Genomic DNA, 23,322 nt, shown 5'->3' with positions numbered 1-23,322 from the left:
ACTTCCCTCCCCGGGGTTGGCCGCGGGCCTCAGAGGTTCTCGCCGGCGGCGGCCCTCTGGTCCGCGCAGATCACGACCTCGCACCGCGCCCGCTCCCGTACGACCGGGACGGTGTCGCCGCCGAGCGGGTTGCCGTGCTCGGAGTGCGACCGGGCACCTACCACCAGCAGTTCGGCGCGGTCGGCCGACTCGGCCAGCACCGCGCCGGGCTCCCCGTGCAGGACGCGCAGCCGGGTGGTCAGGTGCCGGGAGCGGGGGATCAGGCGGGCGACCAGGCGGCGCAGCCGCAGCCACTCCCTGATGGAGTGGAACGGGCGCCCTACCGGCGTGTCGCCGGGTTCCACGACGCGGATCACGTCCAGGCGCGCGTGCCGTTCGGAGGCCTCGCGGGCGGCCCGGCGCAGCGCGGCCATGGAGTTGGGGGAACCGTCCACACCGACGACGACGGACCGTTGTTCGGGCACGACCCACATCAGCGACCTCCCTCAGTCACCCCCACCCTTCCGCCCGGGACGTGCCGCGGGTCAGTGCCGAGCGTCCCCCCGAACGGGGACTTTCGGCCCGATCCGGGCGTCCGGGGGCGGGCTCAGCCGGTGGCCCCCGGATGGAAGATGGCCTGCGCGGCGACGAAGGCCGCGACGGCGAAGACCAGGTAGGCGAACCAGCGCCGCAGCCGGTCGGCGTCCAGGCGCCGCGCGAGGCGGGCGGCGGCGAGCGACCCGGCGACCGCCGCCAGGGTGAACGCCGCGATGACGCCGTAGTCCAGCGTCGCGTCCCCGGCGTGCGCGGCGAAGCCGGCGATCGAGTTGACCACCACGATGACCAGGGAGGTGCCGACCGCGGCGGCCATCGGCAGGCCGAGCCCGACGACCAGGGCCGGGATGATCAGGAAGCCGCCGCCGACGCCGAACAGCCCGGTCAGCACGCCGACGGCCGCGCCCGCGCCGATCGACTTCGGCAGGCAGGAGCGCCAGTCGACCCCGCCGCCGGGAAGGGCGCACGCCCCGCCGATCCGGTCGCCTCCGGCCAGCATCCGCCAGCCCGCCGCCACCATGAGCGCCGCGAAGCCGAGCAGGACGACCTGGTCGGGCAGGAGCCGGTTCAGGGCGGCGCCGCCGAAGGCGGCCGCCGCTCCGGCGGCGCCGAAGACGCCGGCGATCCGCCAGCGCACCTGCCCGGCGTGCACGCGGGGCAGCGCGGCCGTGGCCGAGGAGATGCCCACGACCAGCAGGGACGCCGGGACCGCCGAGACCAGCGGCAGGCCCGCGCCGTAGACGAGGGCGGGGACGGCGAGGATGGAGCCGCCGCCGCCGAGCAGCCCGAGCAGGACGCCGATGAGGGCGCCGAGGACGAGTGCGGTCAGCATGCGTTCACCTCCCTGGCGGGCGTGGGCGGGGGGTCACGAGCGGTCCGAGGCCAGGGCGCTCAGGACGGCGGCCATGTCGCACTTCGGCCCGCGGTTGTAGGGGAGCTTGGACAGGGCCATCCCCATGGCGCAGGTGTTGGAGAGGGCGGCGAAGGTGAGGCCGCCGCCGATGGCCGCGGCGAGCCACTTGGCGCGCGGGACGGTCGTGCTGGTCAGCACCGACCCGAGCACGATCGAGCCGGCGACCAGGCGGACCTGGCGCTCCAGGTCCCAGCGGGGGCGTCCCGCGGAGACCGCCTCGCCCGCGGCCTGCCAGGCGCCGATGCCGCCGTGCAGGACGCGCAGGTTGGGCAGGCCCGCGGTGGCCAGCGCCTGCGAGGCCTGGCCGGCCCGCTGCCCGGAGCGGCAGACGAGCACCACCTGCTCGTCGAGGTGGGCGCGCAGTTCGGCGCGGTGCTCGCGCAGCAGGTCGAGCGGCACGTTGTAGGAGCCGGGGATGTGGCCGGTCTCGAACTCGCCCGGCGTGCGGACGTCGATGAGCCGCGGCCGGTCGTCGGAGTCCAGCAGTTCGCGCAGGGCGGGGACGTCGACGGTGGACGCGGTGGGCGGGGTGGTCACGAAGTCTTCTCCCGTGTGTCGTGTTGGTGAGTGGTCGGTGCGGTTCAGCGGTCGGTGATGGCGAGGCCCGTGAGTGCGGCCTCGGAGTAGGCGTCGTCGATGTGCACGGTCCGGCGTCCGGCCCGCTGGAGCAGGCTGGTCGCTACGGCGGCCCGGTAGCCGGAGCCGCAGTGCACCCAGACGGTCCCGTCGGGCAGTTCGTCCAGCCGGTCGGCCAGCTCGGGCAGCGGGATGTGGACCGCGCCCTCGACGTGCCCGTCCCTCCACTCGTTGGTCATGCGCACGTCCAGCACGGCGTCCGGGGCCGGCAGGTGCCGGGGGACGCGGCCGGAGCGGGCGGCGGCCAGGTCGGTGAACGTCGCGACGGGCGTCTCCCGCAGCCGGGAGGCGTCGCCGCCGGCCCACTGCTCGGGCTCCCCGGAGGAGGCCGCGGCCGGGCGGTCGATGCCGATGCGCGCCAGCTCCCGCTGGGCGGCGGCGATCTGCTCGGGGCTGTCGCCGAGCAGGGTGAGGGGCGCGCCCCAGGGTGCCAGCCAGCCGAGCCACGTCGACATCGCGCCGTCCAGGCCGAAGCTGAGGGTGCCGGCCAGGTGCCGCTGGGCGAAGGCCTTGCGGGAGCGCAGGTCGACGACCCATTCCCCGGCGGCGATGCGGTCGCGCAGCTCGGCGGGGTCGGCGGTCCGCGCGGGCGTGAGGTCGAGCAGGTCGGCGCCGGCGCTGTTGCGGACGCCCATGTGCGCGTAGTAGGCGGGGTAGGCGTCGAGCCCGTCCAGGGTCTGGGTGACGAAGTCGTCGGCCTCCAGCCGCAGCGCGGGGTTGGCCCGCCGCTCCTGGCCGATGGTCGACGACGCGGCGTCGGACTGGCTCGCCGAGCAGAAGCTTCCGAACCCGTGCGTGGGCCAGACGTGCGCGCCGTCGGGCAGCAGGTCGGCCAGTCTGCGAGCCGACGCGTGCTGCCGCTCGGCCAGCAGGTGAGCGTGCTCGGCGCCGAGGAGGTCGGTGCGGCCGGTGGTGCCGAACAGCAGCGACCCGCCCGTGAAGACCCCTTCGGGCCCGCCGGGCCCGGACAGGACGTAGGAAACGTGGTGGAAGGTGTGCCCGGGGGTGGCGACGGCGCGGATGCGCAGCCCGTCGGATATGGCGATCTCGTCGCCGTCGGCTATGGCGGTCCGGTCGAACTCGACGTTCTCGTCGGCCGAGATGAGGTACGCGGCCCCGGTCGCCTTGGCCAGGGCCAGCCCGCCGGAGACGTAGTCGTTGTGCAGGTGGGTCTCGGCCACGTGCGTGATGCGGACGTCCAGCCGCCCGGCCAGGGCCAGGAAGCGGTCGATGTCGCGCTGCGGGTCGACCACCAGCGCCACCCGCCCGTCGTGGGCGAGGTAGCTGCGGTCGCCCAGGGACGAGGTCTCGACTACCTGGACATGTGCCATCTGCGTTCAACTCCTTATACCCCGGGGGGTATCCGTGGGTCAGATCGAGGCCATGGTCGTACCCCCTCACCGGTCGGTGAGGGGCGGCCCTCCCTCCGTTCTCAGGAAAGGGCGAGGAAGAGTTTCTCCAGGCGCTCGGCGCTGATCGGCGGCTTCTCGCCGCGGTCGGCCGCCGCCTGGCAGTGCCGCAGCCCGGTTGAAATGATCTTGAAACCGGCCCGGTCGATCGCCTTCGACACGGCCGCCAGCTGGGTCAGCACCCGCTCGCAGTCGTCGGCGTTCTCGATCATCGAGATCACCCCGCCCAGCTGGCCGTGCGCCCGCCGGAGCCGGGTCAGCGCGTCCGCCAGGGCGGTCGCGTCCATCTCCAGATGCTCCACCTTCCACCTCCGTCGCCCACCATACCCCCTGGGGTATCCCTTCGTGCGTGAGGTACCTCACCCCCGCACCGGGACCTCCGGCAGGACCTTCGGCTCTACCTGCGAAGACTCCCGAAACCGAGACTGGGGCCAAGCGAGAGGAACCGCCAGCAGAGGAGGTGGCACCGATGAGCGAGATGCTGGTCGTCCACCGAGAGGACGACGCCTTCGCGGTGATCGTCCGCGACCACGTGATCCACGTGGACCAGCCGTACATGGCGGGAGGGATGGACGCGGGGCCGACGCCGGTCGAACTGTTCGTGGCGTCCCTCGCCGCGTGCACGGCGCACCACGCCCGGCGCTACCTGAAGGCGCGCTGCCTGCCCGCGAACGGGCTGGAGGTCGCCGTCGACTACGTGATGAGCCCGGAGGGCCCCGCCCGGGTGTCGCGCGTCGACCTGCGCCTGCGCCCTTCCGTCCGGCTGCCCGACCGGGACGTGGGCGGTCTCATGGCCGCCGTCATGGCCTGCACGGTCCACAACTCGATCCTCGCCGCCCCGCGGATCGGCGTGAGCCTGGAGGCCGAGGTCACGGCCGCCTGACCGGACGCCAGAGGTCCCGCCGCCGAGGGCCGTTCGGCCCTGGGGGACGGGCCCCGCGGACGGTGAGACTGAGGCGGACCCGAGGAGGAGGGCGTCATGACCCACGTGGTCGTCGGATACGACGGAACGAGTGAGAGCGAGCGCGCTCTGCGCTGGGCGGTGGAGGAGGCCAGGCTCCGGCGGGAGCCGCTGACGGTGGTCCACGCGTGGCAGTGGCCGTATCCGATCCGCTCCATGGACCGCGAGGGCGTGGCCATCGTCCACCGGATGGGGGAGCACACGCTCGACCAGGGCGTGGCGCTGGCGAACGACCTGGCCCCGGGCGTGAAGGTGCGCAAGCACCTGGAGACCGGCGGGCCCCACGCGGCCCTGCTGAACCAGGGACCGGACGCCGAGCTCATCGTCATCGGCTCGCACCCGCCGGAGGAGACGCCCGTCGGGTCCACCGCCCTGCGGGTGCCGGCCCGGGCCGCCGTCCCCGTCGCGGTCGTCCGCTCGGCCGCCGCGCGCGACGGTCTGGTGGTCGTGGGCGTGGACGGCTCCCCGGGCGCCGACGGGGCGCTGGCGTTCGGGTTCGAGGAGGCGGCGCTGCGCGGCTGGCGGCTGCGCGCGGTGTACGGGTGCTGGGAGCCCGGCGCCGCCCCCGACGGGGACCTCTCGCTTTTCGACGACGAGGACAAGCTCCGCCACGTGTGCGGGGCCGTACTGGAACGCGCGGTCGCGCCCTGGCTCGTCAAGTACCCGCTCGTCCAGGCCGCGACGTCGCTGGTGCTCAGGTCGCCCCGGGAAGCGCTGCTGGAGGCGGCGGAGGACGCGACCCTGACGGTGGTGGGCGCGCGCGGCACCGGCGCCGTCAAGCCGCTGACGCTCGGCGCGACGAGCGACGCGCTGCTCAAGCACGCGCCCTGCACGGTCACGATCGTCCCGCAGCGGGTCGGATGACGCAGGGCGGCGGAGAACACCGAAGGTAGGCGAGCCATGAGCATGGTGACCGCGGCCGATCTGGCCCGCGAACCGTTCTTCGACGGTATGCGGAGCCCGGATCTGACCAGGCTGGCGAAGGCGGCCAGGCGCACCGACATCCCCGCGGGCCGGCGCATGTTCGCGGAGTCCGCCGCGGCGGAGCGGTTCTGGCTCCTCCTCGACGGGAGCGTGGCCGTCGACATGCGCGTCCCCGAGGGCGGGACGCTCGTCATCGACACCTTCGGGCCGGGATCGGTGGTGGGCTGGTCATGGCTGTTCCGTCCGCACCGCTGGCGGTTCGGCGCGGTCGCGAGCACGCCGGTCCAGGCGATCGAGTTCGACGGCCGGCTGGTCCGGACGCTGAGCGCGGTCGACCCGTCGCTCGGCTACGAGCTGACGCGCCGCTTCGCCGAACAGGTCGTGGGCCGTCTGGAGGCCACCCAGACCCGGCTGGCCGAGGCCGCCCCCGAGACCCTGGGACGGGCGGTGTGACCGACGGCCGCCCCCGCGGCTCCGCCATGGGCGGGATCGCTCCGGGGGCGGCCGCGGCGTCGCGTCAGTCGCCGCGGGGGCGGACGACGGCGACGGGGCAGTGGGCGTGGTGGATCACACCGTGGCCGACCGACCCGAGCGGGAACGACCGGCCCCGGGACCCGACCACGAGCAGGTCGGCCTCGGCGGAGGCCTGCGCGAGCATCTGGACCGGGTGGCCGACGACCACGTCCTCGACCACCTTGAGGTCCGTGTGGCGCCCACGCCACGGCGCCAGTGCCGCCGCCAGGCGTTCGTAGCGGCCGCCGGCGGCGAGCTGCGCGTCCACGTCGACGGCGTGCGCGGCGGGCCGCCAGGCGTGCAGCACCCGCAGCCGGGAGCCCCGGACGGCGGCCGCGGCGAACGCGTGGTCGAGCGCGGGCGCGGGGTCCCCGGCCAGGTCCAGCCCGACCACCACCTCGCCGAGGGGGGTGTCCGAGTGGCCGCGGACGATGGTCACCGGGCCCGGGAAGCGCCCGGCCAGGTGCAGGCCGGTGGAGCCGAGCAGCAACGAGGCGAAGCCGCCCCGGCCGCGGTGGCCGACGACGACCTCGGCGGCCTCGCCGGCGTAGTGCCGCAGGCCGCCCGCGACGGTCCGGTCGTGGACGAGCATCGTCTCGACCTTGAGGCGGGGGTGCCGCAGGAGGGCCGTGTCCCGTCCGGCGCGCAGTACCGGGTTCCAGGCGTCCACGAGCGATGCCCGGTCGCCGCCCGTGTTCCCGGGCGCGGTCTTCGTGGGGGTCTCCAGGACGTGCAGGATGTGCAGTTCCTTACCGAGCCGCGCGGCCTCGCCCGCCGCCCAGCCGATGGCGCGATCGGAGGGGGTGGACCCATCGGTTCCGACCAGGATCGCCGTTCGTTCCGTGGACATGTGCTTCTCCAGGGGGGATCGGGGGTCAGTGCCCGGTGGCGGGCGCCAGCGGCGGGAGCAGGAGCAGCTCGTGCGCCTGCCGTGCCGTCGGCGCCGTGTCGCCGAGCTCGGAGGTGTCCAGGGGAGTGCCCTCCAGGGCGGTGGCGAGAAGCCGGGCCGCTTCGGCGAGCGCGGCCACCTGCCGCTCCAGCACCGCGACGCGATGCTCCAGGGCCGGGACGGACGAACCATGGGAGATCTGCCTCGCCATCGCGAAGCTCCTTAAAGCTCGGCGAGCCGCCCCGGTGGCGGCCACGGTGCCGACTCAAGCGTCCATTGCATGGCCTGGCCGGCCGTAGGGACCTTTGTCCCCGCCTCGACGGCGACGGTCCTCTCGCCCCGGTCCCGGCCCTCAGGCCCGACCGGAGGGAAGCAGGGCGATGTCCTCGAAGCCGGGCGTCCACCACAGGCGGTGCCCGGAGGTCACGCCGAGCGCCTCGATCCCCGGGCGGGCCTCCGTCCAGGCGCGGGCCGCGTCGCCCATCGCGAAGGCCGCGGTGGCGAGGGCGTCGACCTCGGTGAGGTGGCGGCCGGCCAGCGTGACGGAGAGGAGGCCCGCGGCGGGACGCCCGGTGCGGGGGTCGAGGATGTGCCGGCCGCGCTCGGCGGTGCCGGAGGTCGCGACGGCGATGTCGTGACCGGTCACGGCGGCGATGAGCCCGCCGGGGTCGCGGGGGTCGGCGACGCCGATCCGCCACGGGTCTCCGGGCCCGGCCTCTCCGCGCGCCTGCACGTCGCCGCCGCCGTTCACGCAGTGGTCGAGCGCGCCTGCGTCGTGCAGGATCGTCGACGCCCGCTCGACCGCCCAGCCCTTGACCACGCCGCTGGGATCGAGCCGGCCGCCCGGCGCGCAGGTGAACGCGCCGCCGCTGATCCGTTCGAACTCCGCGCCGAGGCGCAGGACCTCGGCGACCTCGGGATCGCATTCGGCGACCCCGACGCGGCCGTCCGCCAGGCGCGAGACCTGGCTGTCGGGGCGGTAGGTGGAGAAGACGCGGTCGACGTGGTGCAGCCAGGCGACCGCCTCCGTGAGGGCCGTGGTGACGGACGGCGAGCGCGGGGTGCGGATGTCGAAGGAGAACACCGTCCCCATCACGTGCTCGACGTGGCGGATCCCCTCACGCACGGGCACTGTCCAGGGCGCTCTGCAGGGACGTGATGTACCCCTCGCTGGTGTAGGTGGCGCCGGAGACGGTGTCGATGTGCGCGCTGCCCGCCGCCAGGGCCTTCTTGGTGAGCTTCGGGAGGGCGAAGGACGCGATCTCGCGGTCGCGGCCGTTCTCCGACGGGGAGCGCAGGACGCGGACGCCGGTGAGGTGGCCGCCCGACATCGTGATCTCGACCTGGACCGGGCCGTAGCGGGTGTCGACGGTCTGCCCCCGGTAGGTCCCGCTCGCCGGGGTCGCTCCGCCGCTCGTCCCGGCGCCGGCCCCGTTGCTGGTCCCGCCGCCCGCGGTGGGCGGCGGTGCGGCGGGGGTCGCCTGATGGTGCGGCTTCAGCGACAGCAGCATCACGACACCCGCGATCGTCGCGCTCGTGGCGAACACGGCTCGGCGCATGTGGTTCGGTCCTCTCAGAACTCGAAGGATTCGGATCGGACGTGGCGGCGCCGCACGCCGGCCTGCTTGAGGGCGCGCTGGGCGGCGGCCATCATGCCGGGCGGACCGCACAGGTAGACGTCCCGGTGCCGGATGTCGGGGACGAGGTCGCGCAGCGCCCGGCCGTCCAGCGACAGGGAGTAGTGGGACGGCTCGTCCACGAAGTAGTAAGCGCGCGCGCCGCGGACGCGGGCGATGTCGTCCAGTTCGCCGCGCAGGGCGAGGTCCTCGGGCCGGCGGGCGAGGTAGACGAGGGTCACGTCGCCGGGCAGGGTCTCGAACAGCGTCCGCAGCGGGGTGATGCCGACGCCGCCCGCGATGAGCAGGGCCCGGTCGTGGTGCGGCCGCGCCCCGGTGAACCCGCCGTAGGGCCCTTCCGCCCAGACCCGCGTCCCCGGGCGGAGCCGGGCCAGCGCCCGGCTGTGGCCCCCGGCCTCCTTGACGGTGATCCGGAGCCGGTGCCCGCGGGGCGGCTCGGACAGCGAGTAGGGGTTGGCCGTCCACCAGAAGCCCGGGGCGAGGAACCGCCAGCGGAAGAACTGGCCCGGTTCGGCGCGCAGCTCGTCCAGGTGGCGGCCGCTCATGTAGACCGAGACGACGCCGGGGGCCTCGGTGTGGACGGCGGTGACCCGCAGCCCGTGCCGGACGCCTCGCACGGCGGGCATCAGGAACCGGAACCAGACGAGGGTGACGGCGACGCCGATGTACAGGGTGTACCAGGCCGCCTTCGCCCAGGGCGATCCGGCGAACTGGGCGCCGTTGGCGAGCTGGTGCGAGAACGCGAGGAAGATGGCGAGGTAGGTCGCGAAGTGCAGGTAGTGCCACGTCTCGTAGCGCATCCGCCGCCGCGCCGCCCGCGCGGAGGTGATCCCGACGCCGAGGAGGAGCAGGAACCCGGCCGTCCCCTTGAGCATCTCGGGGTAGTCGACGATCACCGTCGCCGTCTCGTGGACGACGTCGGTCCGGGCCGTCACCGCGTACCCCCAGATGATCAGGAGGGCGTGCGCCAGTACGAGGCAGACGGTGTACCGGCCGCCCATCGCGTGCCAGCGGGCCAGCCTGTCGGTGCCCACGCCCCGTTCGAGCGCCGGCACGCGGGCCATCAGGGCCAGCAGGACGGCGCACCCGTAGCCCGCCAGGAGCCCGGTGACGCGGCCCGCCTCCGTCAGCCAGCCGTCCAGGCCGGTGACCGAGCCCGTGCTGCGCCACCACATCGCCAGCACCGCGACCGCGCCGGCGTAGATCAGCACCTGCGGCCACCAGTGCGGGACGCGCCACGACGGCCGCCTGACCTGCGGGGTCGGCCGCATGATGTCGTACCTGGTCGTCGTCATGGCGGCCACCCTGCCAACGCAGTTTCTGAGTTCCCTATGACAGCGAGGGGGAAAGCGACTCTCAGAGCCTTTTCAGAGGAAAGGCAGAGGTTGGAGAGGGATGCTGTCCGGACCATGACGAACGACGAAACCGCGGTGGCGGGCCTGACACGGGGCGACGGGACGCCCGTGCGGGTCCTCGTCGTCGACGACGAACCGGACCTGGCGGAGGTGCTGTCGCGCGTGCTGGCCTCGGAGGGCTGGGCGGTGCGGACGGCGGGCGACGGCGCGGGCGCGCTCGCCGCCGCGCGCGACTTCCTCCCCGACGCCGTCGTGCTGGACGTGATGCTCCCCGACATCGACGGCCTCCAGGTGCTGCGGCGGCTGCGCGCCGACGCGCCCGACGTGTGCGTGCTGTTCCTGACCGCCAAGGACGCCGTCGAGGACCGCATCGCCGGCATCACCGCGGGCGGCGACGACTACGTGACCAAGCCGTTCAGCCTGGAGGAGGTCCTGGCGCGGCTGCGGGGGCTGCTGCGCCGCGCGGGCATGGCGCGGCAGGCCGACGCCGGCCGGCTGCTCACCGTCGGCGGCCTGGCCATGGACGAGGACGCCCGCGAGGTGACCCGCGACGGGGAGGTCGTGGAGCTGACGCCCACCGAGTTCGAGCTGCTGCGGTTCCTCATGCGCAACCCGCGCCGGGTCCTCAGCAAGGCCCAGATCCTCGACCGCGTCTGGGACTACGACTTCGGCGGGCAGGCCCACGTCGTCGAGCTGTACATCAGCTACCTGCGCAAGAAGATCGACGCGGGCCGGGCACCGATGATCCACACCGTGCGCGGCGTCGGGTACGTGCTGAAACCGGGGCCGGGGGCCTCGTGAGGGGCCCGCGCACGCTGCGGGCCCGGCTCACCGCCGGGCTGCTCGTCCTGCTGGCGCTGAGCTGCCTCGCCGTGGGCATCGCCACCGCGACCGCGCTCGACCGGTTCCTGATGGGGCGGCTGGACGAGCAGCTGACCGCGTCCGGCGGGCGGTTCCCGGCCAGCCTCGAACACGAGCGGCGCCGTGACGCCGACGACCGTCCGGACACCCGGGGCCAGGCGCCGGGGACGTTCGGCGCGCGGCTGTTCGGCGGGAAGGTGACGGAGGCCGCGGTCGTCCGCGACAGCTCCGACGAGCCCGTGCCGCTCGACGCCGCCGACCGGCGCGCCCTCGCCGCCCTGCGGCCCGACGGGCGGGCGCGCTCGCTCGACCTGTCGGCGCTGGAGGAGTACCGGGTGATGGCGCTGCGCGGCGACGACGGGGACGTCCTGGTCACCGGGCTGCCGCTGCGGCCCGCCGAGGAGACGCTGCACCGCGTCATCCTGGTGGAGGCGGTCGTCTTCGCGGCCGTGCTCGCCGCCGGCGGGATCGCGGCCGCGGTCTGGGTCGGGCTGGCCCTGCGCCCGCTGCGGCGCGTCGCCGCGACCGCGTCCCGGGTCACCGAGCTGCCGCTGGCCAGCGGGGAGGTCGCGATGCCCGAGCGCGTTCCCGACACCGACCCCCGCACCGAGGTCGGGCAGGTCGGGGCGGCGCTGAACCGGATGCTCGGCCATGTCGAGAACGCGCTGGCCCGCCGGCACGCCAGCGAGGAGCGGCTCCGCCGCTTCGCCGCCGACGCGAGCCACGAGCTGCGCACCCCCGTCGCCGCGATCCGCGGCCACGCCGAACTCGCCCTGCGCACCACCGAGCCCGTTCCGGCCGGGGTGCGGCACGCGCTGGGGCGGATCGAGGCCGAGTCGGTCCGGATGTCCGAACTGGTCGACGACCTGCTGCTCCTCGCCCGCCTGGACGCCGGCCGCCCGCTGGAGACGGGCCCGGTGGACCTGACCCGCATCGTCCTGGACGCCACCGCCGACGCCCGCGCCGCCGGCCCCCGGCACCGCTGGGAACTGGTGCTCCCGGAGGAACCGGTGACCGTCACCGGGGACGCCCGGCGCCTCCACCAGCTGGTCGCCAACCTGCTCGCGAACGCGCGCGCCCACACGCCTCCCGGGACCCACGTCACCGCGCGGCTCACGGTCCGCGGGGGCGCGGCGCTGCTCGACGTGGAGGACGACGGCCCCGGCATCCCGGCCGGCCTGCGCGAGGAGATCTTCCAGCGGTTCGTCCGCGCGGACCAGGGCCGGGCCCGCAGCGCGGGCGGCACGGGACTCGGCCTGGCCATCGTCCAGGCGGTGGCCGCCGCCCATGGCGGCCGCGCCGAACTCGTCGAGGGGGAGCACACGCTCTTCCGCGTGACCCTTCCGATCTTCGAGCCCGAGCCCCCGCGGACGGGGCCCCGGGACTGACTCACCGCCGCGCCGTGCGGGTGTCCTTGTAGTGGGCCGTGCTCTCCACGCGGGCCCGCAGCCGGGTGCCGGCCAGGCTGATCGCCTCCTGCATCGAGGCGGCCGCGGCGTGGGCGTTGAGCGGCAGGCCGTCGAGGTCCACCCGGAACGAGACCAGGTAGGGGCGGGGCACGGCGGGGTCGTGCAGGACGCTGAGCGCGGCCTTGGCGAACAGGACGGGGCGCGGGGCGTGCGCCAGGGCCCTGGCGACGTTCTCGCGGGCCCGCCGCACGTCCTCGCGCGAGACGTCCTTGGTGGTCGTGAACTGGATGTCGAGTTCGTCCGGAGCGATGGCGGGCAACGTGGGCCTCCTCATTCGTGCGGGCCGGTGTCACCAGCATTCGACCCGTGCGGGGGGCCTCCCCAGGGGCCTTGGTCCCCCCGGACGCGGCCGTTGGGCCGCCGCGGGCTCAGCCGAGGGCCAGGACGCGCGCCGCCATGCGGGCGGTCCGGCCGCCCTCCTGCTCCGCCACGTCGAGCGCCGTCCGCACGTCGAGGTCGTCGAGGAGCGCCCGGGTCACGGCGGCCTCCGCCGCGGGGGAGGAGCCGCCGCGGCCCGCCGCGGCGAGCAGGCGGTCCAGGCCGGCCGCGGCGCGGTCGAGGGCGCCGGGCGTGTAGTCCCACTCCCGCGCCCAGGGCTCGGCGAGCAGCATGAACCGGACGGCCGACGCCGGATGGTCCCGGATCAGATCGGACACCAGCACCAGGTTGCCGGTGGACTTGGCCATCTTGGCGCCGTCCCGGCGGACCATCCCGACGTGCAGCCAGGCCCGGGAGAACGGGCGCACCCCGGTCAGGGCCTCGGCCATGGCGGCCTCGTAGGCGTGGTGGGGGAACCGCAGGTCGGCGCCGCCGGCGTGCAGGTCCAGTGCCGGGCCGAAGGTCGTCATGGCCATCGCGGAGCACTCGGCGTGCCACCCGGGCCGTCCGGCGCTCCAGGGACTGGGCCACGCCGGCTCGCCCGGCCGAGACGGCCGCCAGAGCGCGACGTCGAACGGGTCCTCCTTGGCGGGGTCGCCCGGTGCGTCGCCGTACTCGGCGAGGAGTTCGCGTGCCCGCCCGTCGTCGAGGCCGGCGCGCCGCGGGACCTCGCCGCCGCGGAAGCGGACCGCGCCGTCCCGGACGTAGGCGTGGCCGGAGGCGAGGAGGCCCTGGGCGAGCGCGACGACCTCGCCGACGTGGTTGTGCGCGCGGGGCTGGTGGTCGACGGCGTGGACGCCGAGAACCTCCAGGTCGCGTTCGAAGTAGAACTGCTGGACGGCGGCGAAGCTGTCGTACGGGCTGCCCGCGCGGTGCGCGGCCTGGTCCAGCACGTCGTCGACGTCGGTGACGTTGCGGCACACGCGCACGTCGCCGCCCGCGTGCCGCAGGACCCGGGCGGCGACGTCGGCCCAGACGAACGTGCGGGCATGGCCGAGGTGGGTCGCGTCGTACGGGGTGATCCCGCAGACGTACATGCGGGCGGGGCCGACGACCGGGAGGGGGTGGCCGCCGATCCGCAGCGTGCGGCCGGGTGAGTTGAGATCCACGAGAGCGCCGTTCCTCACGGTGGCGGGTTTCCTCCATTTCTTCCCCTACGTCCTACCCGGCCGGCCCGTCCGCGCCGGGGGACGAACGTCCCGGCGACCGGTGACCTTGGGGCGCTGGCCGGCGGGGCGGTCCCGTCCGACGCTGAGGGCATGACGCAGAGCCTTTCCGGCGCGCGCGTGTTCGCGCTGCTGACCGACGGGACGCAGGTCGAGATCCGGAGTCTGGGCGAGGCGGACCGGGAGGCGGTGCGGGACCTTCACCGCGGCCTGAGCGAGGAGAGCCTCTACCTGAGGTTCTTCGGGCTCAACCGGGCCGTGTCCGAGCAGGTCGCGGGCCGGGTCTGCCGGACGGACGGCGAAGGCCACGCGGCGCTCGGCGCGTGGCTGCACGGCGACCTGGTCGGCGTCGCGGAGTACGAGCCGACCGACGTGCCCGGCGAGGCCGAGTTCGCCATGGTGGTCGCCGACCGGGTGCACCACCGCGGCGTCGGGACGCTGCTGCTGGAGCACCTCGGGTCCCTGGCGCGGGCCCACGGGATCGTGGCCTTCCGCGCCGACACGCTCGCCGAGAACACCGCGATGCTGCGCGTCTTCGCCGACGCCGGGATGGCGGCCCGCCGCCGGTTCTCGGGAGGCGTGGTCGAGCTGACCCTGCCGCTGGTCTCCGACGACCGGTACCTGGACGCGGTGGCCGAGCGGGAGCGGCGCGCGGACGTCGCCAGCCTGGAGCCGCTGATGCGGCCGCGGACGGTCGCGGTCGTCGGCGCGTCCCGGCGGCCGGGGACGGTCGGGGCGGAGGTCCTGCGCAACCTCGTCTCCGCCGGCTTCGGCGGCGCCGTGTACGCGGTGAACCCGCACGCCGCGGGCGGCGACCTGCACGGCGCGCCGTGCGTGGCGGCGCCCGCCGGCCTGCCGGAGCGGCCCGACCTGGTGGTCGTCGCCGTGCCCGCCGGAGCGGTGGTCCGCGCCGCGGCCGAATGCGGGCGGTACGGGGCCCGCGCGCTGGTGGTGATCAGCTCCGGGCTGACCGCCGGCCAGGGACGCGACCTGCTGGCGGTGTGCCGGGAGCACGGCATGCGGCTGGTCGGCCCGAACTGCCTGGGGACGGCCAACACAGCGATCTCCCTCGACGCGACGTTCGGCGCCCGCCATCCCGTCCCCGGGACCGCGGGCGTGGTGGCGCAGTCGGGCGGCGTCGGGATCGCGCTGCTGGAGCAGCTGTCCCGGCTGGGGATCGGCGTCTCCTCGTTCGCCTCGGTCGGCGACAAGTACGACGTCAGCGCGAACGACCTGCTCATGTGGTGGGAGTCGGACGACACGACCCGGCTCGGGATCCTGCACGTGGAGTCGTTCGGCAACCCGCGCAAGTTCGCCAGGACGGCGCGGCGGGTGGCGGCGCGGATGCCGCTGCTGACCGTCCTCGCCGGGCGGTCGGCGCCCGGCACGCGGGCGGCCGCCTCCCACACCGCGGCCGCCGCGACCCCGGAGATCACCCGCCGGGCCCTGTTCGAGCAGGCGGGCATCGTCGCGACCGACGACCTCGGGGAACTGGTGGACGCCGCGGCGCTGCTGGCGAGCCAGCCGCTCCCGGACGGGCCGCGCGTCGCGGTGGTGTCCAACGCGGGCGGGGCGGGGGTCCTGGCGGCCGACGCCTGCGCCGACGCGGGCCTCGCCGTCCCCGTCCTGGGCCCGGACGCGCAGCGCCGCCTCACTGGGCTCCTGCCCGAGTGCGCGGCGGTCGCCAACCCTGTCGACACGACGGCCGCGGTCTCCGCCGAGCTGTTCCGGAGCGCCCTGGAGGCGGTCGCCGCTGACGAGTCCGTCGACATCGTCCTGGCGCTCGTGGCGCCGACCGCGCTCGCCGACCTGCGCGGTGCGCTCGGCGGCTGCGGCAAGCCGGTCGCCGCCGTCGTGCTCGGGCAGCCCGAGAGCGTCGTGGTCAACGAGCAGGGCGTCCCCTGCTACGGCTACCCGGAGAACGCCGTCCGGGCGTTCGCCCGCGCCTTCTCCTACGCGCGGCGGCGGGGCGTCCCGCCCGACGCGCCGCCCGTCCTGCCCGGCCTGATGCCGGCCGAGGCGGCGGGCATCATCGACGGGTTCCTCGCCACGAGGCCGGAGGGCGGCTGGCTGCCGCCCGTCGAAACCTTCCGGCTGCTGGAGTCCTACGGGCTTCCCCTCGCTCCCTGGTGCTGGGCTCGCACCGAGGACGAGGCCGCATCGGCCGCCCGCGAGATGGGCGTGCCGGTGGCGATGAAGGCCCACGTGCCCGGAGTCGTGCACAAGACCGCCGCCGGAGCACTGCGGCTGGACCTGGACGGCGATCGCGAGGTCCGCGAGGCGTTCCGGAGCCTGGCCGGACGGTTCGGCGACGCCCTGGAGGGCGTCGTGGTCCAGGCCATGGTGGACGAGGGCGTCGAGGTCCTGTGCGGCGCCGTCCAGGAGGAGGTGTTCGGCGCCGTCGTGATCTTCGGTGCGGGCGGCGTCGACGCCGACGCCCTCGCCGACCGCACCGCCCGCCTCGCCCCGCTGACCGCGCGGGAGGCCGGCGAGCTGATCCGCGAGCCGCGGCTGTCGGCCCTGCTGCTCGGCCATCCCGCCCGCCCGGCCGGTGACCTCGCCGCCCTGCGCGACGTCCTGCTGCGGCTGTCCAGGCTGGCGGCCGAGCATCCCGAGATCGCCGAGCTCGACCTCAACCCCACCCTCGTCCGGCCGGACGGCGCGGTGGCCGTCGACGCCCGCGTCCGGCTCCTTCCGCGGCGCTCCTGGGACCCCTACCTGCGCCGCCTCCGGTGACGGGAAGCCGCCGTGCGACATCACCCACATCCCGAACCCGCCGCCGGATCGGCGGTCGCGACCGCCGATCCGCGCGACCCCCTGCCCCGGCTCCGCGAGGAGCTGCGGACGGGAGAGCGCGGACTGTCCGAACGCGAGGCGGCCCGCAGGCTGGCCGTCTACGGGCCGAACCAGGTGCGGCGCCGCGAGAGACGCTCCCTGACCAGGCTGGTGTCCGCCCAGCTCCTGCACCCTCTGGCGCTGCTGCTGTGGGGTGCGGGCCTGCTGGCCTTCGTCGCCGGCATGCCGGTGCTGGGCTGGGCGATCCTGGCCGTGATCCTGGTGAACGCCGTGTTCGCCCTGCTCCAGGAGCACCAGGCCGAGCGCGCCGTCGAGGCCCTGGCGGCCTACCTGCCCGAACAGGCCCATGTCGTCCGGGACGGGACCGCGCGGGCGGTGGAGGCCACCGGGCTCGTCCCGGGGGACCTGATCGCCCTTGAGGAGGGCGACAAGGTCCCCGCCGACGCCCGCCTCACCGACGGGGCCCTGGAGCTCGACCTGTCGATGCTGACCGGCGAGTCGGCGCCGGTGGACCGGGTGGCGGCGCCGGCGGAGCAGGGCGTCGCGCTGCTGCACGAACCCAACCTGGTGTTCTCCGGGACGACCTGCACCGGAGGGCAGGCCCGGGCGATCGTGTTCGCGACCGGCGGGCACACCGAGCTCGGCCGCATCGCGGCCCTCAGCCAGCGCGCGCCGCGCGGCGAGAGCCCCCTGGAGGCCCAGGTCAAGAGGGTCGCCTGGCTGATCGCCGCGGTCGCCGTCGGGATGGGCATGGTGTTCCTGCTGATCGGCGCGCTGGTCGGCCTGCCGCTGACCGACGCGCTGATGTTCGCGATCGGGCTGCTGGTCGCCAACGTCCCCGAGGGCCTCCTGCCGACCATCACCCTCGCGCTGGCGGTCGGGGTGCGGGTCCTCGCCCGGCAGGGCGCGGTCGTCAAGCGGCTCAGCGCCGTCGAGACGCTCGGCTCCACCAACGTCATCTGCACCGACAAGACCGGGACCCTCACCCAGAACCGGATGCGGCTCCAGGCGTACTGGACCCCGGGCGGCGGCGCGGTCACGGCGCCCGGGGAGCCGCCGCCCGCCGACCTGACGCGGGCGATGACCGAGTGCACCACGGTCTCCTACGACGAGGCCGGCGACCTGCGGGGCGACCCGACGGAGATCGCCCTGGTCACGGGCGGCGGCCCCGACCTGCCCGCGCGCCTCGCGGCACGCGACGACGGGCGCCGCGCCGTCTTCCGGTTCGACGCCCGCCTGCGGCTGATGTCCACCGTCGCCCGGCGCGGCGACCACCTCGCCGTCTACGTCAAGGGCGCGCCCGAGGCCGTGCTGGGCCGCTGCTCCGGCGCCGACCGGCAGGCGGTGATGGGCGTCGTGGACGATCTCGCGCGCAGGGGACTGCGGGTCCTCGCGGTCGCCGACCGGGACCTGCCGTCCGGCGCCGGACCGCCCGGGCGCCGGGAGGACGCCGAGACCGGGCTGCGCCTCCTCGGCCTCGTCGGGCTGTACGACCCGCCGCGCCCGGAGGTCGCGGACGCGGTGCGCCGCTGCCACGGCGCGGGGCTGCGCGTCCACATCGTCACCGGTGACAACGGCGCCACCGCCGCGGCCGTCGCGGCGGAGGTCGGGATCGGCGTCCCGCGCCTGCGCGTGGTCGCCGAGGCCGAGAAGATCCACGACCACGAGCTGGACGAGCTGCTGACCGGCGACGCGGAGATCGTCTTCGCGCGGTCGTCGCCGGAGACCAAGCTCAAGGTCGCCGACGCGCTGCGCGCCCACGGCCGGATCGTGGCGATGACCGGGGACGGCGCCAACGACGCCCCCGCCCTGCACCAGGCGCACATCGGCGTGGCCATGGGCCGCTCGGGCACCGACGTGGCCCGCGAGGCGTCCACGATGGTGCTGACCGACGACAACTTCGCGACGATCGTCACGGCCGTCGAGTCAGGCCGGCGCGTCTACGACAACGTCCGCAAGTTCATCCTCTACATCTTCGCCCACGCCGTCCCGGAGATCGTGCCGTTCCTGGTGTTCGCGCTCAGCGGCGGGCTGGTGCCGCTGCCCCTCACGGTCCTGCAGATCCTCGCCATCGACCTCGGCACCGAGACGCTGCCCGCGCTGGCCCTCGGCCGCGAACCCGCCGAACCCGGCATCATGAACCGGCCGCCCCGCCCGTCCTCCCAGGGCGTCATCTCCCGGGACATGCTGATCCGCGCCTGGGGCTACCTCGGCCTGGTGTCGGCCGTCCTGGTCATGTCGGTGTTCTTCTACGTGCTGTGGCGGGCCGGCTGGCGGCCCGGCGACCCCACCGGCGCCGGCGCCCCGCTCCACCACGCCTACCTGACCGCGACCACCGCCACGTTCGCCGGCCTGGTGACCTGCCAGATCGGCACCGCCATGGCCGCGCGCACCGACCACGCCTCCTTGCGCCAGGTGGGGCTCGCCACCAACCCACTCCTGCTGGCCGGCATCGCCTTCGAGGTGCTGTTCGCCGCCGCCCTGATCTACCTGCCGTCCTTCCAGCGCCTGTTCGGCACCGCCGCCCTCCCCGCGGACGTCCTGGCGATCATCGCCGCGTTCCCCGTCATCGTCTGGGCCGCCGACGAGTTCCGCCGCTACCGCCGCCGCGCCCGCGCGGTCACGCCGGCCCCATCCGCGCCGTCTCCTTGAGGAGCTCGTCGACGCCTTCGCGGACGCCCGCGCACAGGGTCCGCAGGTCGGGCAGGGCCTCGCGGTCCCCGGTGATCCCGAAGGACAGGACGCCGTCGTAGGACACGATGCCGACGGAGACGCGCGACCCGGCGACGATCGGGATGTAGGGGTCCATCTCCAGCATCCGCCGGCCCATCGCGTACAGCGGGAACGAGGGGCCGGGGACGTTGGTGACGATCGTGTGGACCAGGGGCTGCCTCATCCGCAGCGCGGCGTGGGCCGCCAGGGCGAGCAGCCCGGGGGCCGCGCCGACGAGCCGCACGAAGGCGTCGAGCCCGGCCGCCTGGTCCGCGCTCTTCGCGCCGTCCATCTGCTCCCGCACCAGCCGCAGGCGGCGCAGCGGGTCGGGCTCCCCGCAGGGCAGGTCGGCCAGTACCGCCGACACCCGGTTCGTCAGGATCCCGCGCTCGTCGGGCGACCGGACCGAGACGGGAACCAGGGCGCGCACGACCGAATCCCCGGTGAGCACGCCGCGTGCGGCCAGCAGCGCCCGGAAGCCGGAGGCGGTCGCGGCGAGCGCGACGTCGTTGACCGATCCGCCGAAGGCGCGCCTGATCCGGGCCACCTCGTCCAGGCCGGCGCAGGTCCGCGACCAGCGCCGGAACGGAGCGGTCGGGCCGTTGAGCGAGGCCGCGCCGGGCCCGGTGAGGCGCGCGGCGTAGCCGGGCGCCGCGCCCGCGGCCGCGATCGACTCGCGCAGCGCCGGCAGGAAGAGCCGGGTGGCCTGCCGCCCGAGCCCCCTCATCCGATCCGCCACCGCGCCGCGGACGACGGCCCGCCCGGACGGTTCCGGAGCGGGCGTCCACAGCCGCGGGGCGGCGGGCGACCACCCGGGGCCGGCGTCGAGCAGGACGCCCAGCAGGTCGATCCCGGCGAGCCCGTCGACCATGCAGTGGTGCACCTTGGAGATCAGGGCCCAGCGGCCGTCCTCCAGCCCCTCGACCAGCCACACCTCCCACGGGGAGCGGGTGAGGTCCAGCCGCCGGCCGAGGACGCGGCCCGCCAGCTCCTGGAGCTCGTCCGGGCCGCCGGGCGCGGGCGCCTCCACGTGCCGGACGTGGTCGGCCATCCGGAAGCCGCGGTCGTCGACCCAGACCGGGTGCGCGAGGTGGAGCGGCACCGTCCGGACGCGCTGCCGGCAGCGGGGCGCGAACCGGAGCCGGGCGAAGATCTCCCGCACCAGCTCCGCGTGGCCGGGCGCGGGCCCCTCGAACACGGTCACCGTGCCGATCTGGAGCGGGGTCGTGTCGTTCTCGGCGAAGTACATCCCGGCGTCCAGCGCGTTCATCCGCTGCATCGCGCACCTCCGGCGTGGCGTGTCGGGTCTTCCTAGGTCGAACGGGAGCGGCGGTCGAAGTCGGCCCATTCCTCGTCCCACTGCCGGTAACGGCGCCTGTCGCAGCCCCAGCGGACCAGGAGGTAGACGGTGAGCGGCGGCAGGCCCGTCACCGCCACGGCCGCCGCGGCGGCCGACACGTCGTCACCGATGGTCCGCACGTGCTTGCGCGGCCCCATCTCTCCCAGGCCGTGACGGGGCCCCGTCCAGAGCACGCGGTGCTGCCCGATCGCGGTCGCGCGCCAGCTGGTGTACCGGCCCGTGTGCGGAGCACCGTCCGCGCCGGTCCAGACCACGGTGACCTCGCGCCCGGACTCCAGCGGCGTGACCCCGACCACCGTCGCGTCGATCCGGTGGCGTGTCGCGGCCTCGTACCGCTCGGCGCGGACGCCCGCGGTGTGCACGGACCAAACGACGTGGGCGCAGGCGACCGGGGCGACGACCAGGAAGAGCAGGAGGAGAAGCAGCCCGGCGCGCCACTGGGTCCGATCCACCTTCCGGCGCAGTGCGTTGCCGTCGAACCCGCAGCGGCGCCGCAGGCGGTCCGCGCGTGTCATGGCATCCGGCGGCTTCATGCCCGCTCCCCGGGTCGATGACCGAACGACCTCGGAAGTCGCCCGGAACGGCTTCTCCCTCCAGCCTTTCCGGCCGGGGCCGTTCGGGGCAGAGGACGAACGTCCCTGGCCGACGTGGCGAAGGACTCTGCGGATCCGAGCCGCCGCTCGCGACCGTGGAACCGAGCGGTCATCGACAGGGGAGGACTCGTGAGGAACATGAGCGTTCGCGGTGTCGCGCTCGCCTGCGGCGCGGCCGCCACCTACGCGGCCGTGATCCGCCCCGCGCTGCTGTCCTGGGGGGCCACCGACGCGGAGGCGGGCACCCGGTATCCGAGCGACGAGCTCATCGAGGACGCGACGAGCCAGTCCACCATGGCGGTCTCGCTGCCGGCGCCGCCGGAGGCGGTCTGGCCGTGGCTGGTACAGATGGGATGCGGGCGGGCCGGCTGGTACAGCTGGGACCTGCTCGACAACGGCGGGCGGCCGAGCGCGGAACGCATCCACCCCGAGTGGCAGGGCCTGGCGGCGGGGGACCGCGTGCCCACGGTCCCGGGCGGGACGACCTACTTCCGCGTCGAGGTCCTCGATCCGGGCAGGACCCTCGTGCTGCGGAGCGACGTGGAGCTGCCGTCCGGAAGGTCGTTCGACCCGCGCGGGCCGATGCCGCGGGCGTACGCGGACGGGCTGTGGGCCTTCCACCTCCACCGGCTCCCCGACGGGTGCACGCGGCTGATCGTCCGCACGCGCGGCCGCGGGGCCCCTTCGATCCCGGACCGGCTGTTCACCTGGACCCTCGGCGAGCCGGCGCACTTCATCATGCAGCACAGGCAGTTCCACGAGCTTCGCCGGCGCGTCGCCCGCCGCCCGCCGGCCGGGGCGCGGGACGCGGAAACCGGACGGGCCCGGCGAGGGGACCTTCGGCTCTTCCGGTGACCGGTCCGCCAGAGCACGCTGCGAGCAGCGTGGGACGAGGGAGGTTCCAATGAAGGCGAACAAGGGTGACTGGGTCATCGTCCGGGGCCACCAGGTGGGGGAGCCGGACCGCAAGGCGCTGATCGTCGAGGTGCACGGACGGGACGGCGCGCCACCCTACGTCGTGGAATGGGACGACGGGCACGAGAGCACGTTCTACCCGTCCTCGGACGCCGTCATCGAGCGGCACCCCGCGCGACCGTCCCGGGCCTGAGGCGAACGAGGGACCTTCGTCCCTGGTCCGGACGCGGGCGGCGAGGTGGAATGTAGTCGGGCGAGAGAAGTCGAGCCGAAAGGGACGGAGAAGTGGGAGACCACGCACCGTCCATCTCGAAACGCTGCCTAAGCGGCGGAGGGCTTCTCCCGCCCCCATCACGTCCGCGAGGGGGACGGAGGTTCGCGATGTCCGACGTGGGCGGCGCGCGCGAGGTGGTCGTCGGATTCGACGGATCGGTCCACGCCATGCAGGCGCTGGATTGGGCGCTGGACGAGGCGGAGCTGCGCGGATCGCCGCTGGTGCTGTGCCACGCGTGGCAGTGGCCGTACCAGGGTGCCGCCCCCGAGGTGGAGGAGGCGGGCCGCCGGTCGCTGCGCGAGGCTGCGCGGCACGTGCTGGCCCACGGCGTCGAGTGCGCCCGGGAGCGCACCGCCGGGGTGGCGGTCAGGCCCCTGTCGGAGGAGGGGTCGGCGGCCGAACGGCTCACCGGGCTGTCGGCCGGCGCCGAACTGCTGGTGCTCGGGTCCCGCGGGCTCGGGCGGCTCGCGCGCGTGCCGGTCGGCTCGGTCGCCGCGCACGTCGCCATGCACGCGCGATGCCCGGTCATCGTGGTCCGGGGCGTCGGCGCGCTGCCCCGCCCCGGTGATCCGCGGCCGGTCGTGGTCGCGGTGGACGACTCGCCCGCGGCGGAGGGCGCGCTGTCGTTCGCCGCGCGCGAGGCGGAGCTGCGGCAGCTGCCCCTGAAGATCGTTTACTCGGGCGCCGAGGGCGGGCCGCCGCCGGAGCCCGCGCTCCGGCGGCCGCCGGTCCACGACCCGGTGGAGCGGGCGGTGACGGTGGTCCGGGAGCGGCATCCCGACGTCCTCACGCACCCGGAGAATCCGCTCGCGCCCCCGCCCGGAGCACTGCGGGAGGCCGCCCAGGAGGCGCGGCTCCTAGTGGTGGGGGCCGCGCACCCCGCGTTCGGTTCGGTCGCGCAGTGGCTGCTGTACAACGCGGTCTGCCCGATCGCGGTGGTGCCGCTCCGCGAGGACGAGAGGGCCGAAGGTCCCTGATTCCCGCGGACCCTCGACCCTCCTGCGCGGCGTCCGGGCGGGCGAGGCTT

Annotated in this window: 24 protein-coding genes; 10 read left to right on the top strand and 14 right to left on the bottom strand. The window is 75.2% G+C overall.

Going from position 1 to position 23,322, the window contains the following annotated elements; all coding sequences use genetic code 11:
* Nucleotides 1–29: 29 nt before the first annotated feature.
* From BJY14_RS05020 to BJY14_RS05000, 5 genes are all read right to left on the bottom strand, one after another.
* Nucleotides 30–473, bottom strand: coding sequence for a universal stress protein (locus BJY14_RS05020; RefSeq protein ID WP_179842531.1), 444 nt, complete (start codon nucleotides 471–473; stop codon nucleotides 30–32).
* A 113-nt stretch (nucleotides 474–586) separates the two neighbouring features.
* Nucleotides 587–1,366 (bottom strand): sulfite exporter TauE/SafE family protein, encoded by a 780-nt coding sequence (locus BJY14_RS05015; protein ID WP_179842530.1) that lies wholly within the window; start codon nucleotides 1,364–1,366, stop codon nucleotides 587–589.
* Nucleotides 1,367–1,399: 33 nt separating this feature from the next.
* Nucleotides 1,400–1,984, bottom strand: coding sequence for a rhodanese-like domain-containing protein (locus tag BJY14_RS05010; protein WP_179842529.1), 585 nt, complete (start codon nucleotides 1,982–1,984; stop codon nucleotides 1,400–1,402).
* A 44-nt stretch (nucleotides 1,985–2,028) separates the two neighbouring features.
* Nucleotides 2,029–3,414, bottom strand: a complete 1,386-nt coding sequence (locus BJY14_RS05005) for an MBL fold metallo-hydrolase (RefSeq protein WP_179842528.1) — start codon at nucleotides 3,412–3,414, stop codon at nucleotides 2,029–2,031.
* 101 nt (nucleotides 3,415–3,515) lie between these two features.
* The gene (locus BJY14_RS05000) at nucleotides 3,516–3,779 is read right to left on the bottom strand and encodes a metal-sensitive transcriptional regulator (RefSeq protein WP_173392307.1); all 264 of its coding nucleotides are present in this window, start codon (nucleotides 3,777–3,779) and stop codon (nucleotides 3,516–3,518) included.
* 182 nt (nucleotides 3,780–3,961) lie between these two features.
* On the opposite strand from BJY14_RS05000, the gene BJY14_RS04995 reads away from it, so the two are divergent.
* The 3 genes from BJY14_RS04995 (at nucleotide 3,962) to BJY14_RS04985 (ending at nucleotide 5,830) form a co-directional block, all read left to right on the top strand.
* Nucleotides 3,962–4,375: an OsmC family protein gene (locus BJY14_RS04995; RefSeq protein ID WP_179842527.1), complete on the top strand. Its 414-nt coding sequence runs from the start codon at nucleotides 3,962–3,964 to the stop codon at nucleotides 4,373–4,375.
* Nucleotides 4,376–4,471: 96 nt separating this feature from the next.
* Nucleotides 4,472–5,317: a universal stress protein gene (locus tag BJY14_RS04990; protein ID WP_179842526.1), complete on the top strand. Its 846-nt coding sequence runs from the start codon at nucleotides 4,472–4,474 to the stop codon at nucleotides 5,315–5,317.
* Between the two features lie 36 nt (nucleotides 5,318–5,353).
* On the top strand, nucleotides 5,354–5,830 hold the full coding sequence (locus BJY14_RS04985; protein ID WP_179842525.1) for a cyclic nucleotide-binding domain-containing protein: 477 nt from the start codon (nucleotides 5,354–5,356) through the stop codon (nucleotides 5,828–5,830).
* Nucleotides 5,831–5,894: 64 nt separating this feature from the next.
* On the opposite strand, the gene BJY14_RS04980 is transcribed toward BJY14_RS04985, so the two are convergent.
* The 5 genes from BJY14_RS04980 to BJY14_RS04960 form a co-directional block, all read right to left on the bottom strand.
* The gene (locus tag BJY14_RS04980; protein ID WP_179842524.1) at nucleotides 5,895–6,740 is read right to left on the bottom strand and encodes a universal stress protein; all 846 of its coding nucleotides are present in this window, start codon (nucleotides 6,738–6,740) and stop codon (nucleotides 5,895–5,897) included.
* 25 nt (nucleotides 6,741–6,765) lie between these two features.
* Nucleotides 6,766–6,990 (bottom strand): hypothetical protein, encoded by a 225-nt coding sequence (locus BJY14_RS04975; RefSeq protein ID WP_179842523.1) that lies wholly within the window; start codon nucleotides 6,988–6,990, stop codon nucleotides 6,766–6,768.
* 141 nt (nucleotides 6,991–7,131) lie between these two features.
* Nucleotides 7,132–7,905 (bottom strand): FAD:protein FMN transferase, encoded by a 774-nt coding sequence (locus BJY14_RS04970; protein ID WP_312878980.1) that lies wholly within the window; start codon nucleotides 7,903–7,905, stop codon nucleotides 7,132–7,134.
* Nucleotides 7,898–8,338: an FMN-binding protein gene (locus tag BJY14_RS04965; RefSeq protein ID WP_179842522.1), complete on the bottom strand. Its 441-nt coding sequence runs from the start codon at nucleotides 8,336–8,338 to the stop codon at nucleotides 7,898–7,900. The genes BJY14_RS04970 and BJY14_RS04965 overlap by 8 nt, the downstream gene beginning before the upstream one ends.
* A gap of 14 nt (nucleotides 8,339–8,352) precedes the next feature.
* Entirely contained in the window at nucleotides 8,353–9,711 is a 1,359-nt protein-coding gene (locus tag BJY14_RS04960) for a ferredoxin reductase family protein (RefSeq protein ID WP_179842521.1), read from the bottom strand.
* Nucleotides 9,712–9,825: 114 nt separating this feature from the next.
* Here BJY14_RS04960 and BJY14_RS04955 point away from each other — a divergent pair, with 114 nt between their 5' ends.
* Both BJY14_RS04955 and BJY14_RS04950 read left to right on the top strand, forming a co-directional pair.
* Entirely contained in the window at nucleotides 9,826–10,572 is a 747-nt protein-coding gene (locus BJY14_RS04955; RefSeq protein WP_281382070.1) for a response regulator transcription factor, read from the top strand.
* Nucleotides 10,569–12,020: a sensor histidine kinase gene (locus BJY14_RS04950; RefSeq protein ID WP_179842520.1), complete on the top strand. Its 1,452-nt coding sequence runs from the start codon at nucleotides 10,569–10,571 to the stop codon at nucleotides 12,018–12,020. The genes BJY14_RS04955 and BJY14_RS04950 overlap by 4 nt, the downstream gene beginning before the upstream one ends.
* Nucleotide 12,021: 1 nt before the next feature.
* On the opposite strand, the gene BJY14_RS04945 is transcribed toward BJY14_RS04950, so the two are convergent.
* On the bottom strand, nucleotides 12,022–12,360 hold the full coding sequence (locus BJY14_RS04945; protein ID WP_179842519.1) for a hypothetical protein: 339 nt from the start codon (nucleotides 12,358–12,360) through the stop codon (nucleotides 12,022–12,024).
* A gap of 109 nt (nucleotides 12,361–12,469) precedes the next feature.
* Entirely contained in the window at nucleotides 12,470–13,588 is a 1,119-nt protein-coding gene (locus BJY14_RS04940; protein WP_312878979.1) for a class I tRNA ligase family protein, read from the bottom strand.
* 150 nt (nucleotides 13,589–13,738) lie between these two features.
* Between BJY14_RS04940 and BJY14_RS04935 the strand changes: the two genes are divergently transcribed.
* Together BJY14_RS04935 and BJY14_RS04930 are read left to right on the top strand one after the other, a co-directional pair.
* A complete protein-coding gene (locus tag BJY14_RS04935; protein WP_179842518.1) occupies nucleotides 13,739–16,381 on the top strand; it encodes a bifunctional acetate--CoA ligase family protein/GNAT family N-acetyltransferase in 2,643 nt (880 codons plus the stop codon).
* A gap of 12 nt (nucleotides 16,382–16,393) precedes the next feature.
* Entirely contained in the window at nucleotides 16,394–19,093 is a 2,700-nt protein-coding gene (locus tag BJY14_RS04930; protein ID WP_179842517.1) for a cation-translocating P-type ATPase, read from the top strand.
* Here BJY14_RS04930 and BJY14_RS04925 read toward each other — a convergent pair.
* A complete protein-coding gene (locus BJY14_RS04925) occupies nucleotides 19,062–20,432 on the bottom strand; it encodes a wax ester/triacylglycerol synthase family O-acyltransferase (protein WP_179842516.1) in 1,371 nt (456 codons plus the stop codon). The genes BJY14_RS04930 and BJY14_RS04925 overlap by 32 nt on opposite strands.
* A 32-nt stretch (nucleotides 20,433–20,464) precedes the next feature.
* A complete protein-coding gene (locus BJY14_RS04920) occupies nucleotides 20,465–21,046 on the bottom strand; it encodes an Rv1733c family protein (protein WP_179842515.1) in 582 nt (193 codons plus the stop codon).
* Nucleotides 21,047–21,244: 198 nt separating this feature from the next.
* On the opposite strand from BJY14_RS04920, the gene BJY14_RS04915 reads away from it, so the two are divergent.
* From BJY14_RS04915 to BJY14_RS04905, 3 genes are all read left to right on the top strand, one after another.
* Complete coding sequence (locus tag BJY14_RS04915) at nucleotides 21,245–21,961, top strand: hypothetical protein (protein WP_179842514.1); 717 nt, start codon at nucleotides 21,245–21,247, stop codon at nucleotides 21,959–21,961.
* A gap of 49 nt (nucleotides 21,962–22,010) precedes the next feature.
* Nucleotides 22,011–22,214: a DUF1918 domain-containing protein gene (locus BJY14_RS04910; protein WP_179842513.1), complete on the top strand. Its 204-nt coding sequence runs from the start codon at nucleotides 22,011–22,013 to the stop codon at nucleotides 22,212–22,214.
* Between the two features lie 188 nt (nucleotides 22,215–22,402).
* Nucleotides 22,403–23,272: a universal stress protein gene (locus BJY14_RS04905; protein WP_179842512.1), complete on the top strand. Its 870-nt coding sequence runs from the start codon at nucleotides 22,403–22,405 to the stop codon at nucleotides 23,270–23,272.
* Nucleotides 23,273–23,322: the final 50 nt, after the last annotated feature.

Origin of the sequence: Actinomadura luteofluorescens (assembly GCF_013409365.1) — a bacterium.
In the GTDB taxonomy this organism is placed as follows: domain Bacteria; phylum Actinomycetota; class Actinomycetes; order Streptosporangiales; family Streptosporangiaceae; genus Spirillospora; species Spirillospora luteofluorescens.
Note: the sequence above shows the minus strand (reverse complement) of the source record. Positions and strands in the feature narration are given on the sequence as shown.

What these genes read in the sequence shown, in the direction of transcription:
- BJY14_RS04935 (WP_179842518.1), top strand. Translation starts at nt 13,739, where the DNA reads ATGACGCAGAGCCTTTCCGGCGCGCGCGTGTTCGCGCTGCTGACCGAC.
- BJY14_RS05005 (WP_179842528.1), bottom strand. Translation starts at nt 3,414, where the DNA reads ATGGCACATGTCCAGGTAGTCGAGACCTCGTCCCTGGGCGACCGCAGC.
- BJY14_RS04920 (WP_179842515.1), bottom strand. Translation starts at nt 21,046, where the DNA reads ATGAAGCCGCCGGATGCCATGACACGCGCGGACCGCCTGCGGCGCCGC.
- BJY14_RS04965 (WP_179842522.1), bottom strand. Translation starts at nt 8,338, where the DNA reads ATGCGCCGAGCCGTGTTCGCCACGAGCGCGACGATCGCGGGTGTCGTG.
- BJY14_RS04990 (WP_179842526.1), top strand. Translation starts at nt 4,472, where the DNA reads ATGACCCACGTGGTCGTCGGATACGACGGAACGAGTGAGAGCGAGCGC.
- BJY14_RS05000 (WP_173392307.1), bottom strand. Translation starts at nt 3,779, where the DNA reads ATGGACGCGACCGCCCTGGCGGACGCGCTGACCCGGCTCCGGCGGGCG.
- BJY14_RS04985 (WP_179842525.1), top strand. Translation starts at nt 5,354, where the DNA reads ATGAGCATGGTGACCGCGGCCGATCTGGCCCGCGAACCGTTCTTCGAC.
- BJY14_RS05015 (WP_179842530.1), bottom strand. Translation starts at nt 1,366, where the DNA reads ATGCTGACCGCACTCGTCCTCGGCGCCCTCATCGGCGTCCTGCTCGGG.
- BJY14_RS04905 (WP_179842512.1), top strand. Translation starts at nt 22,403, where the DNA reads ATGTCCGACGTGGGCGGCGCGCGCGAGGTGGTCGTCGGATTCGACGGA.
- BJY14_RS04980 (WP_179842524.1), bottom strand. Translation starts at nt 6,740, where the DNA reads ATGTCCACGGAACGAACGGCGATCCTGGTCGGAACCGATGGGTCCACC.
- BJY14_RS04995 (WP_179842527.1), top strand. Translation starts at nt 3,962, where the DNA reads ATGAGCGAGATGCTGGTCGTCCACCGAGAGGACGACGCCTTCGCGGTG.
- BJY14_RS04915 (WP_179842514.1), top strand. Translation starts at nt 21,245, where the DNA reads ATGAGCGTTCGCGGTGTCGCGCTCGCCTGCGGCGCGGCCGCCACCTAC.
- BJY14_RS04960 (WP_179842521.1), bottom strand. Translation starts at nt 9,711, where the DNA reads ATGACGACGACCAGGTACGACATCATGCGGCCGACCCCGCAGGTCAGG.
- BJY14_RS05020 (WP_179842531.1), bottom strand. Translation starts at nt 473, where the DNA reads ATGTGGGTCGTGCCCGAACAACGGTCCGTCGTCGTCGGTGTGGACGGT.
- BJY14_RS04925 (WP_179842516.1), bottom strand. Translation starts at nt 20,432, where the DNA reads ATGCAGCGGATGAACGCGCTGGACGCCGGGATGTACTTCGCCGAGAAC.
- BJY14_RS04955 (WP_281382070.1), top strand. Translation starts at nt 9,826, where the DNA reads ATGACGAACGACGAAACCGCGGTGGCGGGCCTGACACGGGGCGACGGG.
- BJY14_RS04975 (WP_179842523.1), bottom strand. Translation starts at nt 6,990, where the DNA reads ATGGCGAGGCAGATCTCCCATGGTTCGTCCGTCCCGGCCCTGGAGCAT.
- BJY14_RS04910 (WP_179842513.1), top strand. Translation starts at nt 22,011, where the DNA reads ATGAAGGCGAACAAGGGTGACTGGGTCATCGTCCGGGGCCACCAGGTG.